We start from the raw sequence: 15920 nt of genomic DNA on the forward strand, positions 1-15920 counted from the left end.
ATGAACCACGTCTACCGCGTTATCTTTAACCGGGTCTTGGGTGTTTGGCAGGCGGTGACCGAACTTGCCAAAAGCCAAGGCAAGATCGGCGGCAGCGTGCGCCGCCATGCCAGAAAGCTGGCAGCACTGACCGCTTTGGCGACAGGTTCAGGTGCGATGGCGCAACCCGCGCCCACTCAATTGCCCCAAGGCGGGCAAGTGCAGGCCGGTCGCATCACGATCCAGCAGTCTGGCGCACAGATGCAGATCAACCAAGCCAGTCAAAAGGGCATCATTAACTGGCAGCAGTTCAATGTGGGTAAAGATGCCAGTGTGCGCTTTAACCAGCCCAATGCAGATGCGGCGACCTTAAACCGAGTTAATTCAGTCACTGCCTCACAGATCCATGGCCAGATCAGTGCCGTGGGTAAAGTATTCTTGCTCAACAGCAGCGGCGTGGTGTTTGGTCCCACTGCCCGGGTTGAAGTCGGCAGCCTGGTTGCCGGCGCCATGAAAATCACCGACCGTGACTTCCTGGACGGCAACTACAAATTCACCGACGGCAAGGGCATTGTCACCAACCAGGGTGAGTTGACCGCCGAAGAAGGCGGACTGATTGCGCTCTTGGCCCCACAAGTCATTAACGAAGGCATTATCCGCGCCAAGAAAGGCACGATTGTGCTGGCAGCCGGTGAAGCGATTACGCTGACCAATGAGGCCAGTGGCATCACCGTCGTCGTCGAGAAAGGCACCCTAGACGCGCTGGTAAAAAATAAACACCTCGTCTCAGCCTCCGATGGCCGGGTGTTCATGAGCGCACAGGCAGCCCACAGTCTGGCCCGTGCCGTGGTGTCTAACACGGGTACTGTAGAAGCCCGTCGGGCAGTCAAAGGCAAAGGCGGTGTGATTCGTCTAGAAGGCAACACGGTTGAAGTCGCCGGCACCCTCGATGCTTCAAGCGCAACAGGCAAGGGTGGCCAGATCAAGGTCTTGGGTGACAACATCCAGATCAAGGGCAAGGCAAACGTTGCCAAGAAAGCTAACCAAAACAACACCACAAGCACCAACACCACCACACCAAAAACAACCACCAATACCTCAGACCAAACCATCATCACCGCAAGCGGTGCCACGGGTGGCGGTGAAATCCTGATCGGTGGTAACTACCTGGGCAAAGGCCCAGAGCGTAACGCCAAGACAGTCCGTATCGACAAAAACACCCTGATTTCTGCTGACGCCACCGAAAACGGTGACGGTGGCCGCATCATCGTCTGGTCAGACGAATCCACCCGCTTTGAAGGCAGGATCACCGCCCGCGGTGGTGAGGAAGGTGGCGATGGCGGCTTTGTCGAGACGAGTTCGAAGAAACAACTGATTGTGACCGGTACGGTCAGCACCGCTGCACCCAAGGGCAAGGCCGGTCAATGGCTCTTAGACCCTGAGGATGTGGAGATCGGGTCTGAGGAAACTAGCTTAGAAGAAACATCAGAAGACACATCTAGCGAGAGCAGTGCAGAGAGCACCGAGGAAACCTCCTCGGGAGAGACTGTAGCAAAAGAGAGCAATTCGGAAGAAACTGCGGCTGAAGAAAGCAGTTCAGAAGAAACCGCGGCTGAAGAAACCACAGCAGAAGCAAGTGAATCCGGTCAAGCCAGCGACACTGGCGAAGATGATGAGGAAGATGGCGAGCAAGCAAGTGCTTCCTCAACTGAGACTGCAGCAGAGTCAGCGACTGAAACAGAGACTGAAGCCGCGACTGATTCAGCGACTGAACAAGAGACTCAAGTAGAGGCGCTTGACGCAAGTGCTGCAACAGATTCGGCCACGGATGCTAGCGCTGAGGACAGCACGGACACCAGCACTGATAGCAACACCGACGACGGCAAATCCTTCATCAGCGCGGACTCGGTACAACAGGCTTTAGACGAAGGCACCGATGTGACTGTGCTCTCGACCGGTGAGGTTACGGGTGAAGAGTCGGTGCAGCAGTCAGAGGGTACAGACAGCACAAACTCAACCCAAGGCACCCTGACGGTGATTGCCAATGCCACGGATACCGAAGCGGCATTGCAAGATAGTCAAACCAGCGCAGAGCCATTGACAACCGATGTCACGCCTAGCACTGAGTCAGTACTTGAAACCCCATCTTCCAACCTGACACTGGCCACCGGTGACGGTGAGGACTACACCCTGTACTTGGATGGCGAGGATCTGTTCCTGAGCCAAATCCAGAATGATCTGGCAGGCCGGGATGTGGTGATTGAGGCTTGCTCAGTCAGTTGCTCGGTAGACAAGGTTGGCAACATCTACATTGACATGCTCTCTGGCATCCAGAGTCTACAGGTTAGAGCGCCTTCGAGTGTGACGCTAAACGGCTCTATTCAAGTCAGTGGTAGTCTATCGCTGTCTTCCAGTCTCATTCTGGGTAGCCAGAACATCTCGATTGCGGCTGGCTCGCTAGATCTTGCTGCTCCCATCATCGTGGCCGATGCGGTCAAGGCCGCTGGTGGTGCGCAGCTATCGATCGCTGCTTCAGATCCCGGTGCCTCGATCCGGGTGGGTGCTGAGGTGCCTGCGCCAATCAATACAACACCGGTCAATACAGTACTCACCACTCCCGAACCAACGGCAACGGTCACAGCAGAACCGGTGAGTAGTCCGGTGACCGCCGATCCGGTGGTGACATCACCGACATCAACAACACAGACGACAACAGATATCGCTGCGGTTGAATCAACCGCATCAGATGCAACGAACACTTCAATAACTACTGCAACAACGACTACTGCAACCACTGCAGCTAACGCCACTGCTACAGCACCGACCTCCACCGAACCTCCACGCGAACTGGTGATCGGTGGCAAGACACTGGAATACATTAGCAGTGCTGATCTGGCGGGTTTAACGATTGGTGGGGTGTCCCAAGCCGGTAACATCACGGTAGAAAGCAGTGTCAGTTCTAAAGGGTCACTGACGATTCAGACTCAGGGTCAAGTTGAGGTTAAGGCCACCGCTGCCGTCGTGGCGGCATCCGCCGTCACGCTCCAAGGTCACGATGTAACAGTGGCGGGTGAGGTCAGTGCCACAGGTAGTCAAGCGAGTACGCCATCTCAAGTCCAGCCCCAAGTGCAGATCTCTGCTCAAGAGACAGTGACGATCACCGAGACGGCAACAATTCAGACAGATGCTTCAAACACCGCTGGCCCAAATACCTCAGGTCGTATCCGTATTACGGGCAAAGACATCAACACCCAGGGCACGATCAGCACTGCAGGTCAGGTTGCCGGTGAGGTTAATCTCAGTGCATTGAACACCGTCGCCATTGATGGGGCAATCTCGGTTGATAGCACCCAGAGTCAGGGTGGACGAATCACCGTTGAAGCCCAGACGATTAATGTTCAGGGCAATGCCAAACTGACTGCCACGGGTAAGGCCGGTGGTGGTGACATTCTGGTTGGTGGTGACTGGCAGGGCAAAGGAGCACTGCGTCAGGCTGAACAGGTCAGGGTCGATGCAGGGTCACTGATCAACACGTCTGCCAGCACCCAGGGTGATGGTGGCAAGATCGTGGTCTGGAGTGATATCCAGAACAGCAACAGCAAAACCATTGCCCAAGGCACGCTCATCTCTGAAGGCGGCCAACAAGGTGGCGATGGCGGCAAGATCGAAACCTCGGGTTATGACCTGAAAGTCGATGGCATCACGATCAGCACGAAGGCCAATGAGGCTGCGGGGGGTAAGACTGGGGAATGGTTGCTGGATCCGAGTAATATCACGATTACCAGCAGTGGCGATACAGTCTCGGGTGACTATACGGCCACGGCTGACAGTGCGATTGTGGATGTGGCAACGCTAGTCAACGCGCTCAATACCACTCATGTCACGGTTTTTACGGGCACGACTGGAACACAAGACGGCAACATCACGGTTGATGCGGCGATCTCATCAGGCTCAATTTACGACCTCGAGCTAAAAGCCGCCAACGATATCATCATCAATCAAAACATCACACGGTCAAGTACCGGTGGCTTGATCCTCAGAGCAGGTTCGGGCTCGGTGTCAGGCACGGGTGACTTGATTCTGGGCGGAGGCACGACCTTATCACTGGCGCATGGCACGACGCTGGCCAACGATATTCAACTGACGACGGGTGGGGCGACGATTGCGTTTGCTGACCTGGAGGTTGAGTACCTGATTGTTGGTGGCGGGGGAGGTGGTGGTGGTGCTGTCCTCTATTCGGCAGGTGGTGGTGGTGGTGGCGAGTTGATCGAGAGATCGCAAACACTGGCTGGTAATTCCTATACGGTCACTGTCGGTGCTGGCGGGGCTGGTTCTACAACTGCAGGCACCGCTGGCGGCATCGGTGGCACCAGCATGTTTGATGGAGAAACTGCCCGTGGCGGTGGTGGTGGTGGCTCAGGCAGTGGGGGCCATAACAACGGCTTTGCCAATCCGACCGGCGCAAGCCAAGGCGCATACACAGGTGGTGGTGGCGGCGGCACTGATAACAGCAAAAGTACCTTGGGCGCTGCTGGTGTGGATAATCTAAAGGGCGGTTGGGGTGTTTTCGACAACGCCGATAGTGATAAGCAGGGCGGCGGCGGCGGTGCTGGTGCCGGTGGTCCCGGAGGAAATGCCAACGGTACCAACAAGACTGCGGGGAGCGGTGGAGCTGGCATTCAATCGAACATCACCGGTGTAGCGATCGGTTACGCCGGTGGTGGTGGCGGCGGTAAGAGGAGCGGAACCGCTGGAACCGCCACTGCGGGCGGTGGCGCTGGAGGCCTCGCAGCTGCCGGTTCCGACGGGACGCCCAACACCGGTGGTGGTGGTGGGGGTGCGGGTGGAAGCGCGAGCGGTGGCGATGGCGGCTCCGGTATCGTCGTTGTTCGTTATGTGTCATCAACAGTACTTGCTTCCGGCGGAAGTGTGACCTCGTTTGATGGTAATGGCACGATCGGTGAAAGCGGTGTTAAGTATCAGGTCCACAGCTTCACCACCGTTGGCAGCTCGACTTTTGAGATTGACAAATTCCAGGGAACGATCACTGGCAGCATCAGTGGCTCTGACGCTTTAACGCTCGACGCCTCAAAAGGCACGATCACGCTATCTGGCACCAGTGCCAATACGGGTACGACTACGATTGCGGGCGGCACGGTTAAAGTCACTAGTGCGGCCGGTTTGGGTAATGGTTCTGCCGTTACGTTGACCAATACAGCCAACACAAAACTCGAACTGGTCAATACGAGCTTAACGCCGGTCGATGACCCGCTGGTCGTCACCATCGGCACGATCGCAGGCGGTGGCACGTTGGGAGGTGACATTGTTTTAGGTGCCAACACCACACTCAGTATGGGTGGCGCTTCCAATCCCTTCAGAGGCGTGATTTCCGGCGATGGCGCGCTAGAAAAGACCGGCAACAACACCTTAACCCTTGCCGGCACGAATACTTTCACCGGCGGCACGACAGTTACTGCGGGTACCGTAGCGCTCTACAACAGTAAGGCTTTAGGCACTGGCACGATCTCCATGGTTGATGGCACGGCAATGAAGCTAAGCCATGGCCTGAACATTGCCAACGACTTTGATCTGACGGGCACTGTCAACTTTTCTTTTGCGCAGAATCTGCTGATTGACTACCTCATCGTTGGTGGTGGCGCGGGTGGTGGCGGCAATAACGGCAGTGGTGGCGATGGCGGCAAGGTGTTTGAGGGCTTTGCTTTTGTTGACGGCAGCCCAAAAACAGTTGCCGCGGGCACTGCGAGTCCGGGTGCTATAGCAGCTGGTACGGCTTCTGCTGCTGGGGAGTCGAAGTTCTTGGGTTTTGAAACTGGTAAAGCTGACGGCGGTGTTGTCTCTGGTGGCCAAGGCGGTGATGGCGCGGGCGGCCCTGCAAGTGGAACGAGTGGTGGCATTGGTTACTTGAGTTCTATCACAGGTACTGCCAAGTACTACGGACGCGGTGGTGATAGCGGTACCGGACGAGCTGGTGCCGATGGATTCGGTGAGGGTGGTGCTGGCGGTGGCAGCAACGCCGCTGGCGCTGATGGCGGAACCGGCGTCGTGATTGTTCGCTATCTCGGCGAAAAAACTGCTAGCGGCGGCAAGACGTCTAGGGTCGTCATCGATGACGACGTATACACCGTCCATACTTTTCAAGAAGAGAATGGTCAAAATTACTTTACCTTTGACGTTCAAGACGACTTCGCTGCCCGCCTGTCTGGCAATATCTCCGGCTCGGGTAAAGCCTCGATTGATGCGGATCTCGGGGAAATTACCCTATCAGGGGCAACGAGCAATTACTCGGGTGGTACCGACCTCACCAAAGGCACGCTGGTTCTTCTCTCAAACAGTGCGCTAGGTGATGATACGGCCGCGAACAGCCGTCTACAGATGGACAACAACACAAAGCTTTTGTTGGGCCATAACGTCTCGATTGCCAACGACATTACCCTAGCAGGTGCGGCCACAATCGGCTTGGCACCGCTGAAGGTTGAATACCTGCTGGTTGGCGGTGGCGGTGCAGGTGGAACGAGCCAGGCTTATAGCCCAGCTGGTGGTGGCGGTGCTGGTGAGTTCCTGTTGGGGTCTGGCCGGTTTGAAGAGGGCAGCTACACCGTAACGGTCGGTGTTGGCGGTGATGCGAGCGGTAACAAAAACGGTGGCAACTCTTCTGTAGACAATATCCTTGTCGCGCGCGGTGGCGGCGGTGGTGGTAATGGCGGTGGTTTTGGTGGCGCAGATGGTGGCAGCGGCGGTGGGTCAGGTCGTGGCGGAGGAGATGGCGGCGCGTCTACAACCAGCCTTGGCCAGGGTAATGCCGGTGGTGGATCGACTGGCACATGGCCAACTGGTGCCGGTGCAGGCGGTGGTGGTGGTGCTGGCCAGGCTGGTGCCACAGTAACTTCGACTACGGGTGGCAAGGGCGGCGATGGTCTCTCATCCGATATTACCGGTACTTCAATTACATACGCCGGTGGCGGTGGTGGCGGTGGTCGAGGCTCGAATACGGATATTGGGCTTGGCGGCACGGGCGGTGGCGGTGATGGTGTTAATGAGGATGGCTCCAACATTGCCAACGCCCACGGCGCGGCGAATACCGGTGGTGGTGGCGGTGGCCGTAGCAGCACGAATACGGGTGGCAGGCGCGGTGGCGACGGCGGCTCGGGCATCGTGGTGCTGCGCTACGAAGGTGCCGATGAAGTTGCTACCGGTGGTACGGTTACTGAGATTACACAAGGTGGTGTCACCTATCAGGTGCACAAGTTCACGAGCGGCACCTCTACCTTTGCGTTTGACATGGCTGCAACCCTCTCGGGTGACATCAGCCATTCCGGCACCGCGCAAAACCTCACGCTTGATTCCGACCTGGGCACACTCACCCTTTCTGGTCAAAACACCTACGCCGGTGCCACCAGTATCACCGGCGGCACTGTTGAAGTAACGGGCACCTTGGGCCACGCCACCGATGCCACCGTCAGCGACCCCGCTATCGGTAGTTATTCAGCTGAAATCAGCAACGCCGGCAAGCTGATCATGAACACCGCTGGCCACGTGACCTTGGGTGGCGTGATCAGTGGTGCTGGCACCTTTGAACAAAAAGGTGCGGGTAAAACGATTTTTACCGCGAACAACACGTATACAGGTACGACCACCATCAGTGGCGGCACCCTTCAAATCGGTGACAGCACCACAGCAGGCGCAATCGCATCATCGAGCCTAGTCAACAATGCCGCGTTGGTGTTTAAGCGTTCAAATGAATTGACGGTTAGTTCAGCCATCAGTGGTTCAGGTACGGTTGAGCAAGCCGGCAGTGACAAGCTGATATTCACCGCAAACAACACCTACGGTGGTACCACCACTATTTCTGATGGTGACTTGCAAGTTGGCAATAACGGCAGCGCTGGCAGTCTTGGTGCGGGCAATATCAGTATCGCTAGTGGCTCACGGCTCATCGTTAACCGCACGAGTGACTATGACATCAGTGCCATCATCTCGGGCGATGGCTCGGTGCAAAAACTCAGTTCAGGTGCGCTGACGCTGCGCGGTGACAACACCTACACCGGCGGCACAGATCTGGATGCGGGCGACATCCTGGTTCGTCACAGCGATGGACTTGGTACCGGGCAGTTGACCATGGCAGGCAGCACCCAACTGCTGTTAGGTGATGCGGTCACGATTGGCAACGCCATCGATCTCGAAGGTGCAGCTACCATTGGTTTTGCTCCGCATGAGCTCACCGTGGAATACCTGATCGTTGGTGGCGGTGGTGGCGGTGGCGGCATTATCGCCGGCGGTGGTGGTGCCGGCGGTCTTTTAAACAGCACAACCTTACTGTCAGGTACTGTGACCGTGACCGTTGGTGATGGTGGCCTTGGTGGTGTCGGCTGGAACTTTAATCCCCAGTATGGTGTTTCTGGACAGAACTCAAGCCTCGGTAGCATCACTGCGTTTGGTGGTGGCGGTGGTGGCGGACACATCAACGCCCAGAGACCGAGTGGTGAAAACGGCGGCTCAGGTGGTGGCGGTGCCGGTCAGACGAACACGATCGGTCGCGAGGGTGCAGGCACGACAGGTCAAGGCAATGACGGTAGCGGCGGCAACACCAATTACGGCGGCGGTGGTGGCGGTGCTGGTGGCGCGGCGATTACCATCGCACATCCTTACGCTGGTAAGGGGGGTGTCGGTCTCTATATTGATTGGGCGCACGAAGCTGGCTACGGCGAGGCCGGTTACTTCGCTGGAGGCGGTGGTGGTGGTGTGCGTAGCGGATCTGGCCGAGTCAGAGGCGTAGGTGGCAATGGCGGTGGTGGCGACGGTACCTCAAACACCTCAAAAGCGCAGGATGGCCAAGCTAACACCGGTGGCGGAGGTGGCGGTGCCGGCTACAGCGGTGAATCCAGTGCGCGCCTAGGCGGCAAAGGCGGCTCAGGCATTGTGCTGATCAAATACGCCGGTTCGCAGTTTGCGGTCGGCGGCACAGTCAACTCGATTGATTTTGATAGCGACAGCGACGGCGCCACTGAGTCCTATACCGTGCATGCCTTTACATCGGTAGGCTCGGCGAATTTCCGGGTTGATGAGTCGCGGATGACTGGGGCGATCACAGGCAACATTACAGGGTCTGGCGCACTCACCAAGTCCGGCGCCGGTGAATTAACACTGTCGGGCAATAACGCGTACACCGGCAACACCACCATCAGCGCCGGTGCCGTGAAGGTCACCAGCGCAAGCGGTCTTGGAAACAACTCGGCAGTCACTATTAATAACACCGCCGGTGCACTGCTTCGCACACACAATGCTGATGGCGATCCCACGAATAATCCACTGATCGTCGCAATCGGCTCATTAGCCGGTGGTGGCACCACGGGTGGCAATGTCTCTTTGGGTGCCAACACGACTTTGCGAACGGGTGCAACTGATGCCAGTACAACATTCGCAGGACAGATTTCCGGGGCGGGTAACCTAGATAAGGTCGGCAACGGCACGCTAACGCTCACGGGTTCAAATCCCTATGCCGGCGCCACAACCATCAGTGGTGGCGAACTGCAAATTGGCAACGCTAGTACCAGCGGCACGGTTGGCTTGGGCACAGTAGATATTGGCAACGGGGCAACGCTTCGAATCAATCGATCCAACAGCTTAACCATCACGTCGAACATCACGGGCCAAGGCAAGCTGATTAAAGAAGGCAGCGATCTGCTGAATCTCACCGGTAGCAATAATTTCAGTGGTGGCGCTGAGATCAACGACGGAACGCTCGCACTTTCTACTGCCTCAGCAGCCGGGTTTACCGGTGGATTGACGATGGGGATTGATCCCTACTCTTCGACTGCGATCGTACTCGGCCCGAGTGTCACTTTGAACAATGACGTAACACTGAATGGCAACGTTAGCGTCATTTTGGGGTTGCCGATTGAATACCTGATTGTCGGTGGTGGCGGCGGTGGTGGTGGCCGCGACATCGGCGGCGGTGGCGGTGGTGGCGAAGTACAGACTGGCACCCTTATTTTGGCGGGTACCTCTGCCAATGTCACGGTAGGTGCAGGCGGCAATGGCGGAACGGATGCCACGAATAATCGTTATGGCCTTAAAGGTGGCAGTTCCTCGTTTTGGACGTTGACGTCAGAGGGCGGTGGCGGGGGATTTGGATGGGATAGCTCGGCTCAATCTGCAGAGGCAGTTGGCGGCGATGCTGGCGATGGCGGTGCCTCTCGCGATGGTGGTGATGGTGCTGGCGGTTTGGGGCAAGGTCCCAATGACGCAAACCCGGCTGATGGTGGTGCAGGTGTTTACATTGCCTGGGCCGACGACCTGAGTTACGGGGAGAATGGTTATTTTGGTGGTGGCGGTGGCGGTGCAAGTCACCGCTCGACAGCGCCACTATTTTTAGGAACTGGCGGTATTGGTGGCGGTGGCAATGCACAGCTAAACAGTGGCCAAGCGGGTGCCAATAATACCGGCGGTGGCGGTGGTGCAAGCCGAACACTTGGTGGCGCTGGCGGTAAGGGTGGCTCGGGCATTGTGCTGGTGCGTTATGCAAGTGCGACTGATCTGGCCAATGGCGGCACGGAATCCGGCGCAAATGGCTATCGTGTCCACGCATTCACCTCGGTCGGCAATACGACCTTTAGCCTTAACTCTGGACCGATAGACGCTTCGATCACCGGCAAGATCACCGGTGGCGGCTCACTCATTGCCGATGCATCAGCCGGTAAGCTCACACTGGCGGGTGCCAATGACTATTCGGGCACCACAGATATACTTGGCGGCCAAGTCGAGCTCACCGGTACGCTTGGGCATACAACGGATGAGGCTGCCCCTAACCCAGCAGTCGGCTCTTATTCTGGTGCCATTACCAATGCGGGTGAGCTCATCATTAATACCTCCGCAACTCAAACATTGGACGGTGTTATCGGCGGCACTGGTACCCTCGTTCAGGCCGGCACAGGTACCACCATCCTCACACAGGACAACACCTACGATGGCACCACCACGATTGCCGGTGGTGTGTTGCAACTTGGCACGGGTGCCGGTGGCAGCAGTGCGGGCATGATCGGCGATGGCGATTTACTCTTTGCGCCTGCCGAAGGCGCATCGCCAGCGCCAACACCTACGTTGCGTATCAATCGCAGTAATGACTTGAGTTTTGCACAGGACATTTCTGGTCGCGGCCATCTTGAACTTGACGGTTCTGGCACGATTACGTTGACCGGCCGCAATACCTACACGGGCGATACTTCGGTTGATGATGGTCATCTGGTCATCGCCAGCACCAGTCTCTTGGGCGGTTCAACCGGTGGCAATTACAAGGGCGCGATCACCATTGCCTCAGGTTCGAGTTTGACCAACGAATCTAGCTCGACACAGCAGTGGACCGGCAATATTTCATCTTCCGGCACCTTCACCCATGACGGCACAGGGATTTTGGCGCTATATGGCACCAACACCTTTGCCGCCAACATTGCCGTTAATGCGGGCACGCTCGGGGCATTTAGCAACGCTGCGTTTGGCGGTGTGCAGGTTGATGTGACTGACGCAGGGTTGCTGCTTGGCGCTGGTGTCACGCTTGCCAACAACATTACCTTGGCAGGGGCTTCCACTATTCAAACCGGCCGTATCGTCGAATACCTCATCGTCGGTGGCGGGGGCGGTGGTGGTGCCTGGGTTGGTGGCGGCGGTGGCGCGGGTGGCGTGTTGACTGGTGCGACACTGGTCGATGGCGTGAATTCGATATTTGTTGCAGGTGGTGGCACGGGTGCCTATAACCCGGGCAATACCAGTGCGTTGACCCGAGCGACCAATGGCGGCAGTTCCAGCGCATTTGGCCTGACTGCCTTGGGTGGTGGCCATGGTGGCTCCTGGTCCGGTCAGATCGCATCAGCCGGCGCCAGTGGTGGTGGCAGTGGTAATGCCAGTGCTCCTGGTGCAGGCACGGCGGGTCAAGGTTTTGCGGGGGGTGCTGGTCGTGGCAATTCGACCAATGGTTACCCCACCGGTGGCGGTGGTGGTGCGGGCGGTGCAGGTGAGGATTGGAGTGCTACCAAGTCTGGTGATGGTGGGATCGGTGTGTATGTTGATTGGGCCGATGCCGCTGGCTTGGGTGATGCTGGTTACTTTGGTGGCGGCGGCGGTGGGGGTGTGCACGGGTATGGATCGGGTGCTAACGCGGCTGCCGGCCAAGGTGGGCTGGGCGGCGGCGGCGATGGGCGTGTGGCTACAACAACGCGCGCTTTCAATGGCGCGGCCAATACCGGTGGCGGTGGTGGCGGCGGTGGCAATGCTGGTGGGTCGGTGTCTGCAGGCGGTTTTGGGGGATCTGGCATTGTTGCGATTCGCTACCTAAGCGACTCAGTTGCAGCGGATGGAGGCACCGTTGATGACTCTGGCACCGGTGTAAACGATGGCTATGTCATTCACAAGTTCACGACTGTCGGTGAAGCCACCCTCGCCATGACCGCAAGTTCGGCCACGATCACCGGCAACATCTCGCTTGATCCATCTGCTGCTGCGACATTTAAAACCTCCGGTGAACTCACCATCAGTGGTGCGATCACGGGTAACAGCACTACGAGCCTGAAAATACAGGCCAACACCGCCTCGCGCCACACCAACAGCCTGACTACCACTGCGACGACCATTGCAGAAGGCAGCACCGTTGCCGAAACCCTGGCGCGTATCGATGGCGCGGTGATGCAGGGTGGGTGGATCACGAACTCAATAGAAAACTACGCCGACACTTCAGTCGTTCGTCGAGATCTAGCATCAGACGGCAATTCCGCTACGGTGCAGATCCAAGTACGTGATGGCAGTAACACCAAGGCGGCCGTTGTTGAGCTCACACAAAGTGGTGATGATGTTCAGGCGCGCATTATTCGTGCTGCTTATCAAAGCGGCGAGAACCGTGGAGACGACTTTACAGTCGCATTCACCAGTGCGTCGATCGCAAATACCGGTGGTGCCAACGGCTACGGTGTAGCCGAGTTGTCGTTCTCGGGTGCGGTGACGTTGTCGGGTGCTAATAGTGGTTTTGATGGGGCGGTGACGGTTGACCGTGGTCTGCTGGTGACAAACAACACCTCGGCGCTGACAGCTAATAATGCCGTGACCGTGCATCACGATGCCGGCTTGTCCGTGCAACAAAATCTCACCATCGGATCCCTGGCCAGTACCTCGAGTGTTGGCATGGGTGGGCATGCATTATTGGCGGACGGTACGACGCTTACGGTTGACAACGCAGCGAACACAACCTTTAGTGGCACGATGTTTGGCGCGGGCGGCTTAGAGAAAGTTGGCGGTGGAGAGCTCAAGCTAACCGGCGTGAACAGTTTCACCGGTGGCACGGTGGTTGACGCGGGAACGCTCGAGCTAGTCGATTCATCAGGCAATGATTCCGGTAAGGGCGTGTTGCGTGGTGTGTTGACGGTCAACTCCAGCGGCAAGGTTGAGCTTTCTGGCGTCAATGCCGCGTTTGGCTGGAATACAGCCGGTGACCAGCGCGTGACGACCTTGAACATCAACGGTGGTCTGGTCGAGGCGTTGAATAATCAGCACGTCTGGCGCATGACAGGCGGAGTGAATTTTGATGGGGGCGGTGAGTTACGGGTAAATGGTGGTGTTTCATCTGACACCACCGCCAACTGGATCGAGTGGGGCGGCAGCACCATCAATGTCACCAATTCAACTGCTGAGAACCAAGCCAAGATCACCGGCCGCATTCGCCTGCGTCCTGATGGCGCAGGCGCTAGCAACCCGTCCCTGACCATTAACGTGGCGGACGACGCGAGCATCAACAGTGAGCTTTTGATCAGCGCGGCGATTACGGAATCGTCGGGTGCCACTGTGACCAAGACGGGGGCGGGTACCGTCTCCATGACCGGCTACAACACTTACACGGGTACGACCACAGTCTCTGTTGGTGAAATCCGCCTGACCAATTGGAATGATTCGGATCGCTACAGCATCGCCTCGGGTGCGGTGCTCAATTACGACCTCGCTTCTGAAGTCAATCTTCCAACCACTCGCTATGATGGCGCGGGCACTCTGCGCAAAACGGGTACAGAGCGCTTGCTATGGAGCCGAAGCGCCGGCACCTTTGCCATGGATTCCGGTGGCCTGATTGATATCCGGCAAGGTTCATTCTTTACGGGTGGGTTTTCTAACGAAAACTGGAACGACAACCTCGCGGATATGAACATCGAGGCTGGCGCGACGTTCAAGAACACAAACACGCCAGTTCGTATTGATGCGTTGACCGGTGCTGGCAGATTTGAGAGTGGCTACGGCAGCGATCGGGATGATGTTTTCATTGGAGTCGATGGTGGCAGTGGCGACTTCAGCGGCACGTTGGCAGACACCGGTGACGTTGGCGGCTTGCTCACCATCATCAAGATCGGTGCCGGCACGCAGACGTTCTCCGGCACATCAACTTATGCGGGTGACTTATTTGTGCGTGCCGGTACGGTCAAAGTCGCCGATGGTGGATCGTTATCTGGCATGCGGCGCATCGACATCGCGGGCCGCGCAACTTCAGGCGACAGCGTTTCCAAGCTGATTGTCGAGGGCAGTGTCACTTCCGGCAATGGCGGTGATTTTGGGGTGGGCTCTGGCGTGGCGGGCCGCGGCGAGGTGATCGTCGGTAATACCGATGGTAATGCACTGCTCTCCATTGGCAATGGCCAGGGTGCAGTGTATGTGGGCGGTGAGTTTAGCAACAATAGCGATGCCGAGCGTGGCTACGGCATTTTGACGATCGACGGCGGCAAGGTCACCGTCGGTGCCGGCGGCAGCTTAAGCGGCAATTATGACAACAGCCGAATTTGGTTTAACCCTTGGGGATCGCACGCTTCGAGTTCCTCTGAAATCAATATCAATACAGGCGGCACGCTAGAGACGGCCCGAGAGATTTGGTCCGGCAACGCCACTCGTGAGTCGATCCTGACGCTAAACGGGGGTGTGCTCAAAGCCACCTCTAATGAGCTTATTTTGGTGCGCGATGGCCGAAACGTGACGGTCAGCCTTGGAACTAATGGCGGTTCGGTCGACACCAACGGTAATCGGGCGTACATCAAAGAAGACGTGCAAGGCACTGGCAACTTCACCAAGCTCGGCAGCGGCCGCCTCGATCTTCAGGCCCACAACACTTTCACCGGCACGATCACGGTTAATGCAGGCCATCTGGCCATCTCGGGCAATGCATCGCTTGACAGCACTTCAACTGTGTCAGGCTACGACTACGATAAAAATATCACCATCAATGGCAGCTCAATATTTGAGATTGATAGCTCAGCGAACCAAACCTTAAGCGGTGTCATCAGCGGCACGGGTGAGCTGCGTAAGTGGAATAGTGGCACCTTGACGCTCACCAACGCTGGCAACAGTTACAGCGGCAGAACATTCTTGGGTTCAGGTGTGCTGAGCGTGTCAGATTTGGATGATGGTGGACAGACCAGTCACATTGGTGCCTCTGCCAACACCCCAGGCAATCTTGAATTGCGTGGCGGCACCTTCCGCTACACAGGCGGCTCTGTCACCACAAATCGGTCGATTTTGCTGGTCAATAGCGGTGGTGCCATTATCGATGTCACGCAGTCGGGCGCAGTGCTGACATTTGGTGGCACGATGGGCGCTGCTGATAGTTCCTCGATGGTGAGCTCATCGTTTGCCAAGGCCGGTGATGGTTCGCTTCAGATCGTAGGCAATGCCCGTTACAGCGGCAACACCACAGTCAATGCAGGCCGCTTGATCTTCCAGGGCACACTGACTGGCGGCAATACGAACCATTCTTATGGCTCATTGATCACGGTTGGCACCGGGACAGGCATTGTCTTTAGTCCTGGGGCGGCTGTCACTCAGGTGGTAACCGGTGAAATCACGGGCGGTGGCGCAGTCTTTAAGACCGATGCTGGCACGCTTGAGCTCACCCAACAAAACACCTACAC

Annotated in this window: 1 protein-coding gene (only partly in view); it reads left to right on the forward strand. The window is 57.2% G+C overall.

What is annotated here, in order from left to right; genetic code table 11:
• On the forward strand, window positions 1-15920 hold the 5' portion of the coding sequence (locus DHf2319_RS05260) for a YDG domain-containing protein (protein WP_305802170.1). The gene runs 32971 nt beyond the window's last position; 15920 of the gene's 48891 nt are visible here — the first part of the coding sequence; it begins with the start codon at window positions 1-3; its stop codon lies beyond the right edge, outside the window.

Origin of the sequence: Orrella daihaiensis (assembly GCF_022811525.1) — a bacterium.
Classification (GTDB): domain Bacteria; phylum Pseudomonadota; class Gammaproteobacteria; order Burkholderiales; family Burkholderiaceae_B; genus Algicoccus; species Algicoccus daihaiensis.